This is a genomic window from Streptomyces capitiformicae (genome assembly GCF_002214185.1).
GTDB classification, from domain to species: domain Bacteria; phylum Actinomycetota; class Actinomycetes; order Streptomycetales; family Streptomycetaceae; genus Streptomyces; species Streptomyces capitiformicae.
The window spans coordinates 2,494,174-2,513,600 of the sequence record NZ_CP022161.1; the positions used below are offsets into that span (position 1 = coordinate 2,494,174).

The window sequence follows — 19,427 nt, forward strand, 5'->3', positions numbered from 1 at the left end:
GAACCCGAGGAGACCTCATCCTGACTGCCCATCACGAAGCATCCCCATCGTGATCGATGAGGGACACCCCGGATGCCAGAGCGCGGGCAACGTCGGCGAAGTACTGCTCGTCGGCACCAGGGGCAAGACCGAGCGGGACACCCTGGCTGAGACCGACGAACAGTGCCCTGAGCGCGGTGGTCAGACGTTGCGCCTGTTGCGACGTCACGACGGTTCCGTTGTGCGACCTTCCGGTGAACAGCGCGATCAGATGGTTCTCCTGCGCCCGGATGGACGTGGCGAGCTGGGACCCCAGCTCTGGGTCATGCAGGACCATGTCCAGCAAGGTGATCTGGAGCGACAGACGAGACAGCGCGTCCGGGGCGTCACAACTGCGCCGGTAGTACCGCGCGAAGGCGTCGACCGCTTCCAGTAGATCAAGTCCAGCGGGAACCGCCTGCTCGATCTCCTCGTAGTACGGCCGCAGGTAGTCAGCGACCAGGGCGACCACCAGGCCGTTCTTGCTCCCGAAGAGTGAGTAGATGGCGCCGGTGGTCAGGTCGGCGCGTTCGGCGATCTCATCAAGCTTGGCCCGGTACCCATCCCGGGCAACGACCTGGAACGCGGCGTCCAGCAAGGCCCGGCGGTTGCGTTCCTTGGCCTCCGCTCTCGTCATTCTCATAGTTTGATTATTACCGTAATCTCGTTACGGAACCAGTCGGGACGAGCTTTGAGGAGGACGCTCATGGCCCAGGTCGTGGCACCGCGGGTGACCCGCCAGACGGTGGGCGCCATCGCCGATGGCGCCTTCAAGGTGTTGCTCGCCGCTGTCTACATCGCCGGCGCTGCCCCGCTCGGCCGGTTACTCGGCACGCCGGCCTGGCTGATGGTCGTCTCAGGCGTGGCCCTGCTGATCGGCGGCGGCATCGAGATCAGATACACGCGCAGCCGGTCGATGCGCACCTACACGCAGCTCATGGTTGCCTACGACAGTGGCTGGGTGTTGGCGGCGTTGATCGGCCTCCTGATGGCGCGACAGGGCAGCAGCGCCGGGGGTGAACTCTGGATGGGGTACCAGACAGCCGCCCCCATCGTGTTCGCCGCGCTGCTGGTCGCCGCTGCCCCCATGCAGGCAGGCCACACGGATCTCGGCACCCGGGCCATTTCTCTCACTAGAACGATCTATCAAGAAATATGCGACCGAGCCGGAGGCAGTGCCATGCCCGAGATCGAGTTGAGCGCAGGGACGATCGACTACGAGGACACGGGCGGTGACGGCCCCGTCGTGGTCCTGGCTCACGGCCTCGGCTTCGATGAGTCGGTGTGGAGCGAGGTCGTCTCCGACCTCCGGCCCGACTTCCGTGTGCTGGTCCCCGTACTGCCGATCGGGAGCCACCGGCGGCCCATGCGGCCGGACGCCGACCTGTCCGCGCACGGCATCGCGTCGCTTCTGGCCGAGTTCATGGACTGCCTGGACCTCCGTGATGTCACCCTCGTCCAGAACGACACCGGAACGGCTCAACTCCTTATCGGCGTACGAGACCATCGCATCGCCCGGCTCGTCCTCACCTCCTGCGAGGCCATGGACAACTACCCACCTGGCATTCAGGGCAGAACACTCCACTGGGCCAGCAAGATTCCCGGCGGCCTCTTCCTCCTCCTTCAGTCCTTCCGCTTCCCGGCCCTGGCTCGCACGCAGACGTCACTCGGCGGGATGGCGAAGAAGCGGCTCCCGAAGGAGCTGATCGCCCGTTGGTACGGCCCACTGCTGAGCAGCCGCGACATCCGGCGCGACTTCGCCAAGTTCTGCCGCAGCGCGGACCCGGACTGCTATCTGAAGGCCGCCGCGAACCTGCCTTCTTTCACTCGCCCCGCACTGGTCGCCTGGGGCGCCGAGGACCGCATGATGCCGCCCGCCACGGGGCGCCGTCTCGCGGAGCTGCTGCCGAACGCCCGCTACGTGGAGATACCCGACGCCCGCACCCTCGTCCAGTTCGACAACCCGGCCGGCCTCACCGCGGAGCTCCGCCGCTTCGTCAAGGAACACCCGCTGCCCGGGGAGAGCTGAGCGGGGGCGTCGAGGCCGAGCCAGCCACATGCCATCCAGCGCGGGGACCTGAGATGAGCAGGTCTGGAGGAACACGGCGAGCGCGGGTGGGGATTTCAAAGAGCGCCAACAGGATTGAGCGAGACAGCCAATCCGCCCCCGTCTCGCTCAAACTGAGGCACCCCAGGTCAGACACTCACGCTGCCTCACCTTGAGCGGGACCGGACAGGTCGTGGCGATACGGCGGCCCGGGCCACCGGGTGAGGCACTCCCCGGGTTCGCGGTCACGGCCGTGGCCTGCGCCCAGGTCTCTTCAGCGAGACGGGACAGGGCGGGATGGCGCACCCGTGCCCGTCGCGCACCGCACCTTTGAATCGTCCTGAGGGCGGCGGGGTTTACCAGCGCTTCGTCTCGCCGATGAAGTCGGGGATCTCCACCACGCCGCCTCGTGCTTTCGCCATGTGCAGGACCTGGTGGCCCACGGCCAGATCGAGGATGCCGAGCCCGAACGGAGAGAAGACGGTGGGCTTGGCGGGGTCCGGGGTCACCTTGCCCTCCAGCAGCGCTCCCAACGTCCCGGTGATGAAGTCGCGCGCCCCGGTGAGTTGTTCGGCCAGGTGGGGCGAGGTCTGCGCCTTCAGGCAGTGGTCGACGTCGTCGACGATGTTGTTGCAGCCCAGGAGCAGTTCGGGAGCGAGGTCCCGCAGGGAGATGTTGAGCAGCACCTGACCGGCGCGCAGCGGGGTGTCGGCGGGGACATAGGGCGTGGCCGCCGTGGTGGCGAAGACGACGAGGTCCTTGGTCAGTGCCTCGGCCAGGGTGCCCGTGGTGGCCCGAACACCGAGTCGTTCTATGGCGTGCTGGGCCAGATGGCCGGCGCTGGTGGCGTCGAGGTCGTGCACGAGCACGTCCGCGATCGCGATGTCGTTCGCCTTGAGGTAGTCGAGGATCGTGCGGGCGATGACTCCGGCGCCGATGACCGCGACGCGTACCTCTCCCGCTTCGCGGGTCAGTTCCCGGGCGGCGACCGCCGCCGAGGCCGCCGTACGGGCCGCGCTGATGCCCGCCGCTTCGAGACAGGCGAGCGGGTAGCCGGTCGCGTAGTCGTTCAGGAGCAGAGTGGCGGAGGCCCTCGGCAGGCCGTGCTCGATGTTGTCGGGAAAGCTGGCGATCCACTTCATGCCGATGGTGTCCACGTCGCCACCGAGGTAACAGGGCAGCGCGATGACCCGGGCGTTGGGCTTCTCGGGAAAGCGCAGGAAGTAGCTGTCGGGGTTCACCGACTTCCCCTGCTCGTGCGCGAGGTAGGTCTGGGTGACGATGCGCAGAACGTCCTTGTGGGAGTCGGCGAGGACGTCGGACACCACCGAACCGGGAACCACGGAGAAGGTCGTCACGGGGGCTCTCTCTTTCTCTGCTTACGAAGGGTCAGCTCGCGGTCGCGTGGCCGAGACCGGCCAGGTCGGGCGTTCTGGTGTAGCGCTCGGCGACCCAGGTGTCGGAGTAGACGGTGTCCATGTACTTGTCGCCCAGGTCGGGGGATATGGCGGCGACCCGGGAGCCGGGCGCGAGCGTCGGGGCGAGCTGTCGCACGGCGGCGAGGACCGTTCCGGTGGAGCCGCCGACCAGCAGCCCGTACCGGGCGGCGAGCATGCGGCACATGGCGACGGTGTCGGTCTCCGCTATCCGCACTTTCTCGAAGGCGTCACTGTCGACATAGATCTCGGGCCGTCGGCTCGTGCCGAGCCCCGGGATGAAACGCGGTGCGGCGCCGCCGCCGAAGGTGACGGAGCCGACCGCGTCCACCGCAATGACCCTGGTGCGCGGGCTGTACTGGGCGAAGTACTCCACGCAGCCCATCAGCGTCCCCGTCGTGCCCGCCCCGACGAAGAGGGCGTCGATGTCGCCCAGTTCCCGGTGTACCGCCTTGGCGGTCCGCTCCCGGTGGGCGCCGACGTTCGCGGGGTTGGCGTACTGGTTGAGCCAGACCAGTTCCGGCTCGAGGGCGAGCCGTCGGTGGATGTGGTCCAGCCGGGTGCGCAGATAGCCGCCGTGCGTATCCCGGTGGGTGACCTCGACGACGTCGGTGCCGAGGCTCTCCATGACGCGGATCGCCTGTCGCGCCGCATTGGGGTCGGTGACCACGGTCAGCCGGTAACCGCGCGCGGCACACACCACGGACAGGGCGATGCCGAGGTTGCCGGAGGACGACTCGATCAGCCGCGCTCCGGGCCCGAGCGTGCCGACGGCTTCCGCCGCCTCGACCAGGGCCACGGCGGTCTTCAGCTTGACCGACCCGGCCGGGTTCAGCCCTTCCAGTTTCAGGAGCACACTCACGTCGGGAACGAAATCGGACAGGCGCAGGAAGACATCGTCGAGGACGATGTCCGCGGCACTTTCGAAAATCATTTGAGGTGGGCCCTTCCGGCGCGTCGGCACCCCGGTCGACCGGGGTGCCGACGCGCCTCAGCAGCGAGAGTCCGAGGTGTTCCGCGCGGCGCCGAGGTGCTTCTCGACGACGGCCGCGATCTCGGAGAGGGGCTCGGGGTCGGCCATGGCCAGGTGCTCGCAGTCGACCTCATGGTTGTCCACCCGGCCCTGGACGTACGGCGTCCACAGACCGGCCAGGGAGGACGCCCCGGGCTCACGGCCGGCGGTGAAGAAGAGCAGATCGCCGTCGAAGGGCATCCGCGGTGGCTCCGCGCCGATGCCGGCCTCGTTGCGGTAGATGTCGTAGATCGCCCTGAGCACCGGTTCGTCCAGGCCGGCCAACGACGATCCGGACTCGGCCAGTTGTTCCGCCAGCGGGGAGCCGCTGTCACCGAGCACGGTGTGCAGCCGCTCCAGGGTGAGGGGCGCGTCCGCCCCGAGCGCGTCCCGGTCCAGGCCCAGCTCGTACAGGATGTAGGCGACGAACTCCTCCTCACCGGGAGGGGCGCTGTCCGCGACCGAGGGCCGGGAGTCGAGCATCGCCAACAAGGCCACCTCGTGGCCGGGTTCCCTCAGCCGGACGGCGACCTCGTGAGCGATCCGGCCGCCCCATGACCAGCCCAGCAGGTGGTAGGGGCCCTCGGGCTGCACGGTACGGATGTGCTCGATGTAACCGTCCGCCATCTCCTGGATGGTGCGTGGTGCCAGGTCGGGGCGGGTGATGCCACGGGCCTGGATGCCGTAGATCGGCTGCTCCGCGCCGAGCAGGTGCACCAGTCGGGCGTACGGCCAGGCGAGGCCGCCCGCCGGGTGGACGCAGAACAGGGGCGGGCGGCTGCCGCGTGGGCGCAGCGGTAGCAGGACGCCGAGTCCGGCCTCGCGGTCCTCGACTCCGAGCCGGGCGGCCAGGGCCTCGATGGTCGGCGCCTCGAACAGCACGCGGACGGGCAGCTCCACCTCCAGCACCGCACGCACCCGGGAGGCGAGCCGGATCGCGAGCAGCGAGTTTCCGCCCAGGTCGAAGAAGCTGTCGTCGATTCCGGCCCGCTCGATGCCGAGCACTTCGGCGAAGAGCCGGCACAGTGTCTCCTCCTGCTGGTTGCGGGGGCGGCGGTGGGACGCCACGGCGGACAGGTCGGGGGCGGGCAGCGCCTTGCGGTCCAGCTTTCCGTTGGGTGTCACCGGCAGCTTGTCCATGACCACGACGGCGCTCGGCACCATGTAGTCCGGCAGGGTCCGGCTCACATGGCCGCGGATGGAGACGGCGAGTTCGCCCGTGCGGCGAGCGCCCGCGGGGTCATTGACGGCGGACTGCCAGGGTCCGGCGTCGGCCGGCGCGGCGTAGACGTCCGTCAGCGTCATGGGTTCCTCAGCGGTCGGCAGGACGACCGCGTCGAAGGCGTGTGCTTCCGCACGCGACCAGGTGGTGTATACGCCGCGTCCGTGCAGCTGTCCCCAGTCGTGCACCGCCTCGGGGTCGACCGCGTCGCCCGGGGTCCTGGCGAGCAGGGCCCGGACCCGGGACAGTGGGGCTCCTTCGGCCAGGGCGGCGGCCGCGGAGACCTCCGGGACGAGCCGCGCGTTGGGGATTCCGGTGACGCGGACCGCTCCGTCGTGGCCGGCCAGCCGGTCGGCGAGTCCGTCGAGGCCGTCGACGTCCTGCCCCCAGGCCAGCTCGGGCAGCCCCGCATAGGACGTGGCGGCCGCGGATGCCTTGTGCAGCACCACTTCGTAGCGATGCCGTGTCAGCTCGTTGTGCGGCTCACCGCGCTTCAACCGGATGTCGACCCCGGTGATCCTCCCGCCGTACTCGGCGGCGAGCGTGGTGAAGAACTCCGGGTCGATGACGAGTTCCCGCTCCAGGAGCGTGGCGCGCTCCACGGCGGTGAGCAGCCGACCGCTGTCGTGACCGTCTGCGGCGCGGCCTACCTGGATCGCGGTGTGGAAGGCCCGCAGGGTCTCGGCCCGGCGCACGTCTCCGATGAAGACGCGACCGCCGGGTGCCAGCAGGTCCAGTGCCTGTTCGATGACTTGGCGGAGGTAGGCGCCGTTGGGGAAGTACTGCACCACGGAGTTGATGACGACGGTGTCGAAGTATCCGGTCGGCAGCCCCTCCGTCACATGCGCGGGCTGACTGCGCAGCCGCACCTTCTCCGTGAGCCCCTGCTCCCGGATGTGCGCCTCCAGCAGAGAGATGGCGGTCGGCGAGAGGTCGATGCCCCAGTACTCCTCGACCCGGTCGACCAGCTTGGCCAGGATCAGGCCGGAGCCGACACCTATCTCGAGCACCCGCGCGGGATCGTGTTCCGCGATGCGCCGGATCACCTCGCCCCGCCACTGCCGCATCTGGGGAAGGGGAATCGGGTCGCCGCTGTAGCTGGAGTCCCAGCCGCCGAAGTCCTCGCCGAAGGGAAGGGGCGCGGTGTCGTCGGTGTCGATCGCCTCGTGCACCTGGAGCCACTCGTCCAGCTGCCGCTCCGTCGCGTCGTCCGCTTCCGGCTCCTGGCCGGCCGGGGCCGCGGACGGCACCACGTAGGCGACGAGCTGCTGGTTGCCGAGCGTGTCCTCCCTCGTCACCACGGCGCCCTGGTCGACCGCGGGGTGCTGCTGAACCACGACCTCGATCTCACCGAGTTCGACGCGGAAGCCGCGCACCTTCACCTGATCGTCGGCGCGGCCCACGTACTCGAGGTTGCCGTCCGGCAGCCGGCGTACGAGGTCGCCGGTGCGGTACATGCGTTCACCGGAGCCGCCGTAGGGGCAGGGCAGGAACCGGTCCGCCGTCAGGCCCGGCCTGCCGAGGTAGCCGCGTGCCACCTGGGCGCCCGCCAGGAAGAGTTCACCGACGGTGCCGATCGGCGCGAGCGCGAGGTTCTTGTCCAGGACGTAGGCGCGCGTGTTCCACACCGGACGGCCGATGACCTGGCCCCGGGGCGCGTCGAGCCGGTACGACGTCGCGTCGACCGTGTATTCGGTCGGGCCGTAGAAGTTGTACGTCACGGTGTCCCGCGCCGCCGTCAGCTCGTCCAGCAGCGACGCGGACATGGGCTCTCCGCCCACCACGAGCAGCGCGGGACGGGGTCCGGTGAGCAGTCCCGCCGCCACCAGTTGCTCGGCGAAGGAAGGCGTGACATCCACGACGTCGATGTGGGCCGCCACCGCGAACTCCACGAACGCGGTCGGATCGTAGCGGCGTTGATCGTCGACGAGGTGCAGTTCGTGGCCGTCTAGCATCCACAGCAGGCCGGCCACCGAGGCGTCGAAGGAGATCGAGGCCGCCAGGGCCACCCGGAAGCGATCGGCCCCGCGTCGGGCCGTCTCCGGCCGGTACAGCTCGGTGCGGTGGTCGTGGAAGAGGTTGACGACGTTGCGGTGCGGGACCACTACGCCCTTGGGGAGACCGGTCGACCCGGACGTGTAGATGACGTAGGCGGCGTTGTCCGGAGTGAGCGGGGCGGTGCGTTCGTCGTGGCCGAGGTCCGTGGCGGGGCTGTCCGCCAGCGACGCGGCGGTGTCGGCGGCGTCCAGGACGAGCACCGCGGTGCCCTCGGGCAGGACCGAACGCAGGTCACCGGTGGTGACGACCAGGACCGGATCGGCGTCGGTGACCAGGTGGGCGATTCGCGTGGCGGGGTAGTCGGTGTCGATCGGTACGTAGGCGGCACCCGACTTGAGGACGGCCAGGATGGCGACCACCAGGTCGGTCGACCGGGGCAGGGCGAGCCCCACCAGGCGTTCGGGGCCGGCGCCCTGGGCGACCAGGACGCGGGCGAGCCGGTTCGCCTCGGCGTTCAGCTCGGAGAAGGTGAGCTTCTTGCCCTGCACGATGACGGCCACCGCGTCGGGAGTGCGGGCGGCCTGGACCTCGAAGAGTTCCGCCACAGTCGTGGCGGGTATCTCGTGGGCGGGGCCGTTCCACTCCCCGAGGATCCGCTCCCGTTCGCCCGGATCCAGGACCTCGACGGCGGACAGCGGCTGCAGGGGGTCGGCGGCGATCGCCTCGATCAGCCGTACCAGCCAGCCGAGGAGCCGCTCGGCCGTGTCCCGGTCGACGGCTTCGGGCTGGTGGTCGAGGCACAGCCGCAGGGTGTCCCCCGGGAAGACGGTCAGACCGAGCGGGTAGTGCGTGGCGTCGATGCTGTAGGCGTCGACGAGCCGGACGTCCCCGGCCGTCCGCTGCTCCGCGGTGGGGGCGGTCGGATAGTTCTGGAACACCATCAGCGTGTCGAACAGCGTTCCCGACCCGGCCTGTTGCTGGATCTCGGTCAGACCCAGGTTCTGATACGGCAGCAGCCGTCCCTGGTCCTGCTGGAGTCCGCCGAGCAGTTCGACCAGGGTCGCCTCGGGCCTGACGCGCAGCCGTGCCGGGACGGTGTTGATGAGCAGGCCGATCATCCGCTCGACGCCTTCGACCTCGGTGGGCCGTCCGGAGACGGTGACGCCGAAGACAACGTCGTCACGGCCCGTGAGGCGGGACAGCGCCAGCGCCCAGGCACCTTGCACGATCGTGTTCAGGGTGAGCCCGTGACGGCGGATCCGCGCGGTGAGTGCCGCGGTCGTGGACTCGTCCAGGGCGGCCTCGATGGTGTCGGGCAGCGTCGGGGGACGGCCCGCGCTCGCCGGTGCCACCAGCGTGGGCTCGTCCACGCCGGCCAGGGACCGCTGCCAGGCCCGGCGGGCCGCCCCCCAGTCCCGTCCGGACAGCCATGCCAGGTAGTCCTTGTAGGGGGCCACCGGGGTCAGGCCGGTGTCGTCGCCGCCCTGCCGGTACAGCGTGAGCAGCTCGCCGATGAGCACCGGGATCGACCAGCCGTCGAGCAGGATGTGGTGATGGGTCATCACCAGGCGCCAGTGGCGCTCGGCATGCCGGATGAGCATGAACCGCAGCAGCGGAGGGCGGGTCAGATCGAATCGCCGCGCCTGGTCCTCACTCATCAGGCGGGATATCTCGGCCGTCCGCTCGGCATCCGGGAGGGAGGCCAGGTCGTGCTCGGTCAGCGGCACATCCACGCGTGCCGGAATCACCTGGACCGGTGCACCACGACGCGTGCGGGTGCGGAAACAGGCGCGCAGGTTGTCGTGGCGCGCGAACAGGGCCGCAATGGCACCGCGGAGGACGTCGGCGTCGACGTCTCCGTCGAGCTCGATGACCATCTGCGGCATGTACACATCGATGCCCTGCTCGTCGTACAGGGAATGGAAGAGCATTCCCTCCTGCAGCGGCGACAGGGGCAGGATGTCGGTCAGGCCGGAGCTCTCACTCATTCCCACTCACTCACAAGGTCGTCGATTTCGTCCTGGCTCAGGGAGACCAGGGACAGGTCGGAAGGCGTGTGTCCGCCCGCACCAGGGCGTGCGCCGTGGGCCGCGATGCCCTCCATCGCTTCGGCCCACAGCGCAGCCAGTTCCCGGACGGCGTGTTCCGCGACCCGCCCGGGGAGCCAGGTCCACGTGGTGCCGAGTCGCAGGGACTCGGGGGGGCCGTGCAGGACCGAGGTGACCTCCAGCGCGTGGCCGGGTGTCATGCGCTCCCCGCCGAACTCCACGGGGTCCGCCGGGTGCTTCCGCCCGGCCACCGCGCCACGTTCCGTGTGCCGGAAGCCGATCTGTGGCGAGGCGCCACCGGAGAGTCCGGGCGCGGGGTGCGCTTGGAGGAATCGCAGGCTGCCGAACGCGGCACCCTGGCCAGGAGCCGAACGCACCTGTTCCTTGACGCGCTTGATGGCTTCTCCGACGCGATCGCCTCCGGCACGGACCTCGTCCCAGGACGGAAGCCCCGCGTCCAGGACCACCGGGTGGTCGTCGGCGAGGAGTCCGACGGTGCGCGAGAGGTCGACGCCGGGCGCGAACTCGGCACGGCCGTCGTTCTCCAGATCGAGGAGTACGGCGCTGTCGGCCGACTGCCCGCCCCGCACCCGCCATTCGGCGACCGCCAGCGCCAGTGCGGTCAGCAGGATGTCCTGCGGCAGGGCCCGGAAGGCTTCCGGCACGGAGGTGAGCAACGGAGCGCTCACCGCTTCGGTGAGACGAACCGTCAGCTCCCTCGCCGGGGCGGCGGGCTCCGCTCCGGGTACGTCCACGCCCAGCGCCGGATCGGGTACGGAGAGCGTCTCGGCCCACCAGGTGGCCTCCGCCTCGCCGACCGGTCCACTTCCTCTCTCCACCGCGTGCCGTGCCCAGCGCCGGTACGACGTGCCCACCGGTTCCGGCGTCACCGGCTTCCCCTCGTGCAGAGCCGTCCACGCTGTCTCCAAGTCGGCCAGCAGCACGGCCCAGGACGTGTGGTCCACGACGAAGCGATGGGCCACGAGCGCGAGGCGTCCGGGTCCTTCGTCCATGTCGAACCACACGGCGCACAGCACGCGGGCCTTCGCCGGGTCCAGTCCGGCCGCGGCGCTGCGCACCGCCTCCTCCACCGCCGTCCTGACGCCGTGATCGTCCGTGGCGGTGATCCGGACCCGCTCCACGGCGGTCCCGATGTCGACCGCTCCGGGCGGCAGTACCTCCGCGTCCCATGCCTCCGCATCCCGCGGAGCGTCGTTCCACCTCATCCTCAGGGCGCCGTGGTGGTCGACCACCGCCTGCATCCCCGGGACGAGCAGCGCCGGGTCCCGGTCGGCCGGAACACCGATCACGGCGGACTGCCAGAAGACCGCCGCAGGGGGAGCGAGTACACGCGCCCTCGCCACGGCCGGTGTCCGCGGCACGGGTCCGAGCTCGTCGCCCGGCTCCTCGGGGGCGGTGCCCGCCGACGCGGCGACCGGGACCATCAGCGGCGCCAACTCCACCACCCGCTGGTGGGCGAACACATCGGCGGGTTCCAGCACCCAGCCCGCCTGGCGGGCCTTGGCGGCGAGCTGGATGGTCAGGATGCTGTCCCCGCCCAGGTCGAAGAAGCGGTCGTCGATACCGACCCTGTCGAGCCCCAGAACCTCGGTGAACAGGGAGCAGAGCAGCTCTTCCCGGGGCGTGGACGGTGTTCTGCCGGACGACAGGGCGGACAGGTCGGGGCTCGGCAGCGCATGGCGGTCCAGTTTGCCGTTGGCGTTCAGCGGAAACGCGTCGAGCACGACGACGGCCGAGGGCACCAGGTAGTCGGGGAGCCGGGCGGCCAGGTACCGCCGCACCTCCGCGGGATCCGGCACGGTTTCCTGTGCCGGGACGACGTAGGCGACGAGGCGCTTGTTGCCCGGCCGGTCCTCCCGGGCTGTCACCAGACTGGCCGACACAGCGGCATGCTGGTTCAACGCGGCCTCGATCTCGCCCGGCTCGATCCGGAATCCTCGGATCTTGACCTGCTCGTCCACCCGCCCGAGGAACTCCAGGTTCCCGTCCGCACGCCGGCGTACGACGTCGCCCGTGCGGTACATGCGCTCGCCCGGTTCGCCGAACGGGCAGGGCAGGAACCGTTCGGCGGTCAGTCCCGGCTGTCCCCGGTAGCCCCGGGCCAGCCCGGCCCCGGCGATGAACAACTCGCCCGCCACTCCGACCGCCACCGGCCGCAGGACGGGATCCAGCACATAGGCGCGTGTGTTCACCACGGGCCGGCCGATCGGCGGCACGGTCGTCCCGGCGGTGACTTCCGCCGCCAGGGCGTCCACGGTGGCCTCGGTCGGACCGTACGCGTTGAACATCCGGCGTCCGGGCGCCCAGAGGGAGACCAGTTCGGCGGGGAGCACGTCGCCCGCGGTGGCGATCGTCTTCAGGGACGGGTAGTCGGCGGGCGGCAGGGCGGCGAGGACCTGGGGCGGGATCGTCATGTGGGTGGCGCCCGTCCGCTGGATGAGTTCGCCCAACTGGTGCCCGGACAGGCAGTCCTTGGGGCGGACGATGAGGGCCGCCCCGGAGGCCAGGGCCATCACCATGTCGCCGACCGAGCAGTCGAAGTTGAACGAGGCGAACTGCAGGACGCCGTCGCCCGCCACGATCCCGAACCGCTCGATGTGGTCGACAGCCAGGCTGGCCAGGCCGCGATGCGGCACGACGACGCCTTTGGGTGCGCCTGTCGACCCCGAGGTGTGGATGATGTACGCGGCGTGATCCGGGACCAGTGGTGCGCTGCGCTCCGCGTCCGTCACGTTGTCGGTGGCCCGTCCGGCCAGGGCATCGGCGGTCTCGTCGTCGTCGAGGACGACGACATCCGTGCCGCCCGGCAGTCGGCGGGCGGTCTCGCGGGTGCTCAGCACCAGGAGCGGCTGCGAAGCGGCCAACAGCCCGGCGATCCGCGTCTCGGGGTACTCGGGATCGACCGGAACCCAGGCGGCTCCCGCTTTGGAGACCGCCAGGATGGCGATCAGCGTCTCCGCCGAGCGCGGCAGCACGAGCGCCACCCGCTCCTCGGGGCCGGCGCCACGGGCGATCAGCAGACGTGCCAGCTGATTGGCTCGTCCATTGAGTTCTCGAAAGGTGAGGACGGTCGAGTCGTATACGACTGCGGTCGCTTCCGGGGTACGTAAGGCCTGGTCCTCGAACATGTGGGGAAGCGTCAGCGACAGCCCGTTGCGGGCTGTGTCGTTCCACTCCTGCGGCTCGCCGGCCAGTGCCGGAGCAGACTGTGATATCACCGGGGATTCCCTCGTGTACATTTTTTGGCGCATGCCTGATTGGCGCCACGCTGAAACGCGGACGCAGCACAAGTTTTCTTCGCCGATTCGAAAACACAGAGGAAAGCCGTCGGCAGGATTGATAAATTCCCGCCGACGCTCTCAGGAAAAAGGAACCGATCTCAAGAAAGAAAGGAACCGAGGAGGGGTCAGCGCCGGTTGGCGCACCACTCCAGAACGGCCATCGCGGCGTACATCTTGTTCTCGGCCTGACCGAAAGCCAGGCTGTGCGGGCCGTCCAGTACCTCGGCGGTCACGTCCTCGCCGCGATGGGCGGGCAGATCGTGCAGGAAAACGGCATGGGGGCTCTTGTCCCAGAGCGCAGAAGTGACCTGGAAAGGCGCGAAGACATTCCGCCAGTCGGGATCCGGCTTGTTCGTGCCCGTCGTCTGCCATCGGGTGGTGTAGATGACGTCGAACCCGTCGGCGGCACCGTCCATGGTGTGGAACTCCACCACGGTCGCTCCGCTGTTCGAGGCATGGGCCACCGCGTCGCGCAGCACCGAGGCCTCAAGGCCGTAGCCGGGCGGGGTGCGCAGTTCCAGATGGACGCCCTTGAACCTGCTCAGTGTCAGGGCCAGCGCCGCCGCCGTGTTGTTGCCCTCGCCCACGTAACAGACGCGCAGGCCCTCGATCCGTCCGAAGCGGCACAGCAAGGTGACGAGATCGGCCACGGCCTGCGTGGGGTGTTCGTCGGCCGTCATCGCGTTGATCACGGCCATTCTCTGCTGGCCGGCCAGGACACGCAGGTCAGCGGGGTCGCCGGCGGTCCGCACGACGAGCAGGTCCAGCATTCTGGAGAGGACCTCGGCCGTGTCCTCGAGGGTCTCGCCCGTGTTGGTCTGCAGGTCGTCCGGCCCGAAGGACACGATCTGCGCGCCCAGTCGCAGCGCCGCCGCCGAGAACGACGTACGGGTGCGGGTGGAGGTCTTCAGGAAGTGGATCCCGGCGACCAGGCCGGACAGTTGGTCGCCGCCGCGCAGGGAACCCGAGGAGAACTCGGCCCCGCGCTCGACGAGCGAGGTCAGCTCGCCGTCGGTCAGGTCGTGCGTGGAAATGAGGTGCCGTACCGCACCAGCGTTCATGGTGTGCCACTCCAGCGTAATGAGGGCCGCCGCGTCCGAGATCGTCGGCCGCGCCGGTGGAAAGGGTGGATGTTCTCCAGTGGTGGCCCAGTCAGGGCCGGGAGGCATCCACCAGACGCCTGACCGAGGCGGGCCGCATGTCCGTCCACACCTGGTCAATCCTCGCCAGGCATTCCTGGCGGCTTCCTTCAAATCCCTCGGGATCCCATCCCGCTGGCAGTTTCATATTCGTTGGCCAGATGGAGTACTGCTCTTCGTGATTAACGACGACGCGATGTGTGAGCACCTTTGCCGTTCCCCCTAAATGAGTCCCTCGGCTGCGGGTCCACCCGCTGTGCAAACAACACGTAAACCGAGGATGAAGCATGATCTGGCTATTCAATCAACCGCTCTCGCTGATCGAAATACTCGCACACCACCCCTGAAAGGTGAAGCGCTTCCATGCGCACTCATCGCGCCAGGTGGCCGGAATGCGACCACTCGACAACACGGGGTGATCCTTGATTTCTGGACACTTCACCCCGATACAGGGTCGTTACATGCACGCTATGTCACCGTGACAAGAGTCACACTTGCACGAGGGACAGGACCGTTTTGCCTTCAACTCCCGATGGCACCGTCGATGGTGCTGTCCAGCTTCACCGGAGTCGGCGACCCCGAGTCACGGACGCGCTCGCCCCAGCGGACCGCGGGTCGCATGAGCGCTGCCACGACGATGAAGAGGGCCCCGAGCAGGAGCCAGCCAGGCACCCCCCAGTAGACGATCAGGCCGGTGAGCAGCAGCGGTCCGACCATCTCGGCGACCGTGGTGCCGTTCCCGAAGAACGCCTGGTACTGGCCGTGCTTCCCGGCCGGCGCGAGGCCGAAGCTGACCTCCCAGGAACCCGCCGCCTGCATCATCTCTCCCAGCGCCTGGATCGCCACGGCGACGAGAAGCAGGACACCGGCCACCCAGGCCGAACTGCCGACACTGGTCAGGGCGAAGACCACACATCCCAGCCCCAGCAGGACACTGCCCACGAAGATGTGACGGGTGGCGCTGTGCAGCCCGGTAACGCCACGGGAGACACGGACCTGGAAGAGCACCACGGAGACGGTGTTGAGCATGAACATCAGGGACAGCAGCCAGACGGGCGCCGCCGTGTGCTGGGCGATCCACAGAGGCAGGGCGATGTCCACCAACGGGATGTGCAGCAGCAACAGCGTGTTCAGCACGCTGACGACCACATAGGGCCGGTCCTTGAGCACCGACGCTGCCCCGCCGTGCGCCGCGGCCTCGACCGTCGGCGCGGGCGGCACCTCCGGCACTCGGCTGAGTACGAACGCGGCCGCGAAGAAGGCCAGGGCGTTGAGCGCGAAGACCGCGTAGTACGCCTCGCGCCGGTCCACCAGGAGGGCGACTCCGCCGAGCGCGGACCCCACGGCGAGCCCCGCGTTATAGCTGGACTGCACATAGGCGCGCACCTTGGTGACCTCTCCGTCGGAGACCAGGCCGGCCAACAGCGCCTGCTGGGCCGCCGATCCGCCGCGCTGCGACACCGCGTACGCGCACGCGCCGACGAGGAACAGGGCGAACGAGGACACGAACAGGTAGGAGGCGATGGCCAGGCCCGCGCAGACGAACAGGGCGACAGCGGTGCTCCGCGGTCCCTTGCGGTCCGCGAGATGGCCCAGCGGCACACTCAGCACCAGCGCCACCGACCAGGCGATCGTCAGCCCGAGCCCCATCTTCACCGGTGAGATCCCCACGATCCGTGTGAAGAACAGGGCGGCGCATATGTAGTACGCGCCATCGCCGGTCCGGCAGACCAGTTGGGCAAGCGCCAGGACCCGAGGTGCGCCGGGCGGTGGGATCAGTCCTTTGATCACTGTGCTCCTTGTGTCTGCTGCGGACAGCGCAGCCGTCGGAGCACCGTGGAAGGATCGCCTCCACGGCGCTCGTACGCGGAAGTCCCCAGCGGCAGGTGGGACGTCGGTGAACAGGGGATGACCGGCAAGTGGTGCGGCCTGGGGCCCCCGTCCGCCACACGTTTCAAGATCCCGTGGCTCGGCCAGGTTATGTGTAGCCGACCGCTACTGCGAGTTGTTTTCTTGACACCCTCGACGCCCCTGGCGAAGATCTCAACGGCCCACGCTCCCCAACTTCTCTCGTACGTATGGCCCTTTGGCGGGGCAGCACGCGCAGGCCATGGCCCCGATCTCACGAGCGGTGCGCGGACGCAGTGGCCTTCCTGAGCCCTTGTTCTCCCGATCCTTCAAGCCTTCTCGTCCCCCGATGTCTCCAAGAAGGAGTTCCCCCGTGCCTGAACACGTCCTCGTTTTCGGCGTCGGATACGACATCCCGCAACGCATGCGGGCCGTCGGCGCGAACTCGGGTGCCGAGGTGGTCACTTCGGTGATGTGCTGGCCCGAGCACCTGGAGAAGATGGACGACACCGACGAGCACGCCCGTGTCATCGTGTTACATCCCGACGCCCCCGACAGCGAGTGGCTGGCCATGGCCCGCTCCGTCCACGCGATGCACCCGGTGACCCGGGTCGGTTCCTTCTACGACGACTGCCGCCCTCAAGCTGCCATGGTGGCGCGGGAACTGGGCCTGGAGGCGCACAGCCCGGAGGTCGTCGAACTCATCCGGAACAAGCACGCGATGCGGCGGCGACTCGCCGAGAGCGGGGTCGAAGCCACGGCCTCCGCCGTCGTCGACAGCGCCGAGATGGTGAAGGAGTTCGCCTCCGAGCACGGCTATCCCTGCGTGGTGAAGCCCGTGGACGGAGCGGCGAGCAAGGGGGTCTCCGTACTGCGCACGCCGGAAGAGGCCGAATCCGCCTTCCTGCGGGCCAGTGGGATCGGTACGGGCTCGGAGGTGACCGTCGAGGAGTTCCTGACCGGTGATCAGTACAGCGTGGAGGCCTTCTCGGAGAAGGGAGAACACATCGTCCTGGCCGTCACCCGCAAGTACTCCGACCCGGTCTCGCTGGTCGAACTGGGACATGTACTGCCGGCCCTGCTGGAGCCGGCGCAGAGGGCCGCGATCGAGGGCCATGTCATCGGGACACTGAACGCACTTGAGGTGGAGTTCGGGCCGACCCACACCGAGATCATCCTGACTCCCGCCGGCCCCAGGGTCATCGAGACCCATCTGCGCACGGGTGGCGACGAGCTCTGGAACATGGTCACCGATGCCACCGGCGTGGACATGATCGAATGCCAACTGCGCCAAGCACTCGGCGAAACAGTGCTCCCTGGCGTGCGAGCCACGCTTGCGGACCCCGAGCGCACGCCACGGTGCGAGGCGATCTGGTTCGCGGGCGCTCCCTCGTCCGGCACGCTGGTCGAAGTGACCGGGGCCGACGCCGACCATCCGGCGGAGGTGACCCTGACCGTGCTCGGCAAGCCGGGCACCCGGCTCAGCGGCCTCCAGAACAGCTTCTCCCGCCTGGCGCACGCGCGCGCTCATGCCGACACGGCTCAGAAGGCCCTGGAACTGGCCAGGCAGGCCATCGCGGGACTCGACTTCATCGCCCGCCACCCCGCCGACCAGGAGGATCTCCTGTGAGCCCCCGTTTGCACGGCTTGAACGTAGAGGAGCTGATCGACGACTGGGATTCGATCCGGCAGGGGTACTTCCTGGGGGAGGACGACGAGACCCTGTTGGCGTGTGTGGAGGAACTACAGGCGGTGGCGGCGCTGTCGGCCGTGGCCTCGGATCCGGCCGTCGCACACTCCGCGGGCGATCACGAAACCCACCCGTACGACAGCGAATTCAGCGGCAACTTCGGCGCCGGCTTCGCTCGCTCGGCCGCGACCGCCATCGGGCCCCGCCCCGGCGAGGATTGAGCCGGACACTCCCCGACCGCAAAGGAATACCCTTCGTCCGAATACCGCATTGCCCGCGCCCGGTCTCTCCATTACCGTTGCCCTCATGACTGCCGGGTCGGCCTTGTGCCGTGAGCGGATTGGTTGCCCGGCCTCCGAGTGAGGTCGGGGCGGGCCAGGGGTCCGCCTGTTGAAGCGCCGCGCGCCAATCACCGTTTCTTCGCGATACTTCGCTTTCTTTCGCGCGCGTTGACCATTTCACCACCGCACCGCGACGTGTGGCGTGCAGCTGCGACATGCACGTGTGACGTGCGATGTTGCCTGCCTGCCCATCGGCAACCCGCTGTGCCGAATTCCGCGCTCCGCATTCTGCGCTCGGCACTCCGCACTCCGCACTCGACGTGCTGCGTCCCCTTCCGTCTGCAACGCGCTGCGGCGATCACCCCTGCCCGAAAACACGAAAACAGCCACAGAAAGCAGAGAATGCCCAACCCCTTCAATCAGCAGATCATCGAGGAATTCCGCGCCAACCACGGCGAAGTCGGCGGCTATTTCGAGGGCGCCCGGCTCATCCTCCTGACCACGACCGGTGCCCGTACCGGCAGCCCGCACACCACTCCCCTCGGCTACCTCCCCGACGGCGGCGACGGCACGATCCTGGTCATCGCGTCGGCGGGTGGATCACCCAAGCACCCCGACTGGTACCGGAACGTCGTCGCCACCCCCCGAGTCACCATCGAGAGCGGGGTGTTCACCTACGAGGCCGAGGCCGTCGTGCTGGCCGGCGAGGAGCGGGACCGGGCGTTCGCGCGGGCGGTCGAGGCGGAGCCGGGATGGGCCGAGTACCAGGCGAAGACGGACCGTACGATCCCGGTCGTCGCCCTGCGAGAGCTCCCCAAGGCCGGCCCGCCGAACATCAACGCCGGCTCCATGGGCAAGGCCATCAAGGTCGTGCACGACGCCTTCCGTCGTGAACTCGCCCTGATCAGGAGGGAGTTGACCGACAGCAACGGCAAACCCACTCTCGGCGCCCAGCTCCGCATCAACTGCCTCACCTTCTGCCAGGGCCTGCACAACCACCACACCGGCGAGGACACCATGCTGTTCCCGTTCCTTGCCGACCGCCACCCGGAACTGTCCCCCACACTCGGCCGCCTCCAGGAGGAGCACGAGCAGATCGCCGCCCTCGTCGAGGACCTCCGCCGGGTCGTGACGGCCGACGACACCGACCCCGTCGCCGTACTCCCCGAAGTCGACAGGCTCATCGCGCGGTTGGAGGCTCATCTCGCGTACGAGGAGGAGCAGCTGATCCCGACCCTGGACGCCGCCACGACCACGACCTGAGCGACAAAGACCAACCGGTGAGCGGCGGACGAGCCCCCTGGGGGGAGGGAGATCGGGCTCGTGCGTTACGCCGCTCACCGGCACACCCCTGACCGTAATCACAGCACCGACCCCCAAGGTGCG

General features: G+C 69.0%; 12 protein-coding genes and 1 pseudogene. 5 read left to right on the forward strand and 8 right to left on the reverse strand.

What is annotated here, in order from left to right:
• Positions 1-31 precede the first annotated feature (31 nt).
• Complete coding sequence (locus CES90_RS11010; RefSeq protein ID WP_189784548.1) at positions 32-655, reverse strand: TetR/AcrR family transcriptional regulator; 624 nt, start codon at positions 653-655, stop codon at positions 32-34.
• Between the two features lie 69 nt (positions 656-724).
• Between CES90_RS11010 and CES90_RS11015 the strand changes: the two are divergent.
• Positions 725-1,114: pseudogene (locus CES90_RS11015) on the forward strand (hypothetical protein); the annotation flags it as partial.
• Positions 1,115-1,198: 84 nt separating this feature from the next.
• Positions 1,199-2,047, forward strand: a complete 849-nt coding sequence (locus tag CES90_RS11020; RefSeq protein ID WP_189784619.1) for an alpha/beta fold hydrolase — start codon at positions 1,199-1,201, stop codon at positions 2,045-2,047.
• A gap of 374 nt (positions 2,048-2,421) precedes the next feature.
• Here CES90_RS11020 and sbnB read toward each other — a convergent pair whose 3' ends face one another.
• The 7 genes from sbnB to CES90_RS11055 form a co-directional block, all read right to left on the reverse strand.
• Positions 2,422-3,423, reverse strand: coding sequence for a 2,3-diaminopropionate biosynthesis protein SbnB (gene sbnB / locus CES90_RS11025; protein ID WP_189784547.1), 1,002 nt, complete (start codon positions 3,421-3,423; stop codon positions 2,422-2,424).
• 31 nt (positions 3,424-3,454) lie between these two features.
• A complete protein-coding gene (sbnA, locus tag CES90_RS11030) occupies positions 3,455-4,435 on the reverse strand; it encodes a 2,3-diaminopropionate biosynthesis protein SbnA (protein WP_189784546.1) in 981 nt (326 codons plus the stop codon).
• 57 nt (positions 4,436-4,492) lie between these two features.
• Positions 4,493-9,721 carry a non-ribosomal peptide synthetase gene (locus CES90_RS11035; RefSeq protein ID WP_189784545.1) on the reverse strand — a complete coding sequence of 1,743 codons (5,229 nt, stop codon included), beginning with the start codon at positions 9,719-9,721 and terminating at the stop codon, positions 4,493-4,495.
• Positions 9,718-13,020, reverse strand: coding sequence for a non-ribosomal peptide synthetase (locus CES90_RS11040; RefSeq protein ID WP_189784544.1), 3,303 nt, complete (start codon positions 13,018-13,020; stop codon positions 9,718-9,720). Before CES90_RS11040 ends, CES90_RS11035 begins: the two co-directional genes overlap by 4 nt.
• Positions 13,021-13,208: 188 nt before the next feature.
• The gene (locus CES90_RS11045; protein WP_189784543.1) at positions 13,209-14,144 is read right to left on the reverse strand and encodes an ornithine carbamoyltransferase; all 936 of its coding nucleotides are present in this window, start codon (positions 14,142-14,144) and stop codon (positions 13,209-13,211) included.
• Between the two features lie 91 nt (positions 14,145-14,235).
• Positions 14,236-14,430 carry an MbtH family protein gene (locus CES90_RS11050; RefSeq protein ID WP_229913996.1) on the reverse strand — a complete coding sequence of 65 codons (195 nt, stop codon included), beginning with the start codon at positions 14,428-14,430 and terminating at the stop codon, positions 14,236-14,238.
• A 314-nt stretch (positions 14,431-14,744) separates the two neighbouring features.
• A complete protein-coding gene (locus CES90_RS11055; protein WP_189784542.1) occupies positions 14,745-16,013 on the reverse strand; it encodes an MFS transporter in 1,269 nt (422 codons plus the stop codon).
• Between the two features lie 430 nt (positions 16,014-16,443).
• Here CES90_RS11055 and CES90_RS11060 point away from each other — a divergent pair, with 430 nt between their 5' ends.
• The 3 genes from CES90_RS11060 (at position 16,444) to CES90_RS11070 (ending at position 19,304) form a co-directional block, all read left to right on the forward strand.
• Entirely contained in the window at positions 16,444-17,700 is a 1,257-nt protein-coding gene (locus CES90_RS11060; RefSeq protein ID WP_189784541.1) for an ATP-grasp domain-containing protein, read from the forward strand.
• Positions 17,697-17,981, forward strand: a complete 285-nt coding sequence (locus CES90_RS11065; RefSeq protein ID WP_189784540.1) for a hypothetical protein — start codon at positions 17,697-17,699, stop codon at positions 17,979-17,981. Before CES90_RS11060 ends, CES90_RS11065 begins: the two co-directional genes overlap by 4 nt.
• A gap of 462 nt (positions 17,982-18,443) precedes the next feature.
• Positions 18,444-19,304 (forward strand): nitroreductase/quinone reductase family protein, encoded by an 861-nt coding sequence (locus CES90_RS11070; protein WP_189784539.1) that lies wholly within the window; start codon positions 18,444-18,446, stop codon positions 19,302-19,304.
• Positions 19,305-19,427: the final 123 nt, after the last annotated feature.

Coding starts and splice junctions, on each gene's coding strand:
- CES90_RS11020 (WP_189784619.1), top strand. CDS start 1,199: ATGCCCGAGATCGAGTTGAGCGCAGGGACGATCGACTACGAGGACACG.
- CES90_RS11045 (WP_189784543.1), bottom strand. CDS start 14,144: ATGAACGCTGGTGCGGTACGGCACCTCATTTCCACGCACGACCTGACC.
- CES90_RS11035 (WP_189784545.1), bottom strand. CDS start 9,721: ATGAGTGAGAGCTCCGGCCTGACCGACATCCTGCCCCTGTCGCCGCTG.
- sbnA (WP_189784546.1), bottom strand. CDS start 4,435: ATGATTTTCGAAAGTGCCGCGGACATCGTCCTCGACGATGTCTTCCTG.
- CES90_RS11070 (WP_189784539.1), top strand. CDS start 18,444: ATGCCCAACCCCTTCAATCAGCAGATCATCGAGGAATTCCGCGCCAAC.
- CES90_RS11010 (WP_189784548.1), bottom strand. CDS start 655: ATGACGAGAGCGGAGGCCAAGGAACGCAACCGCCGGGCCTTGCTGGAC.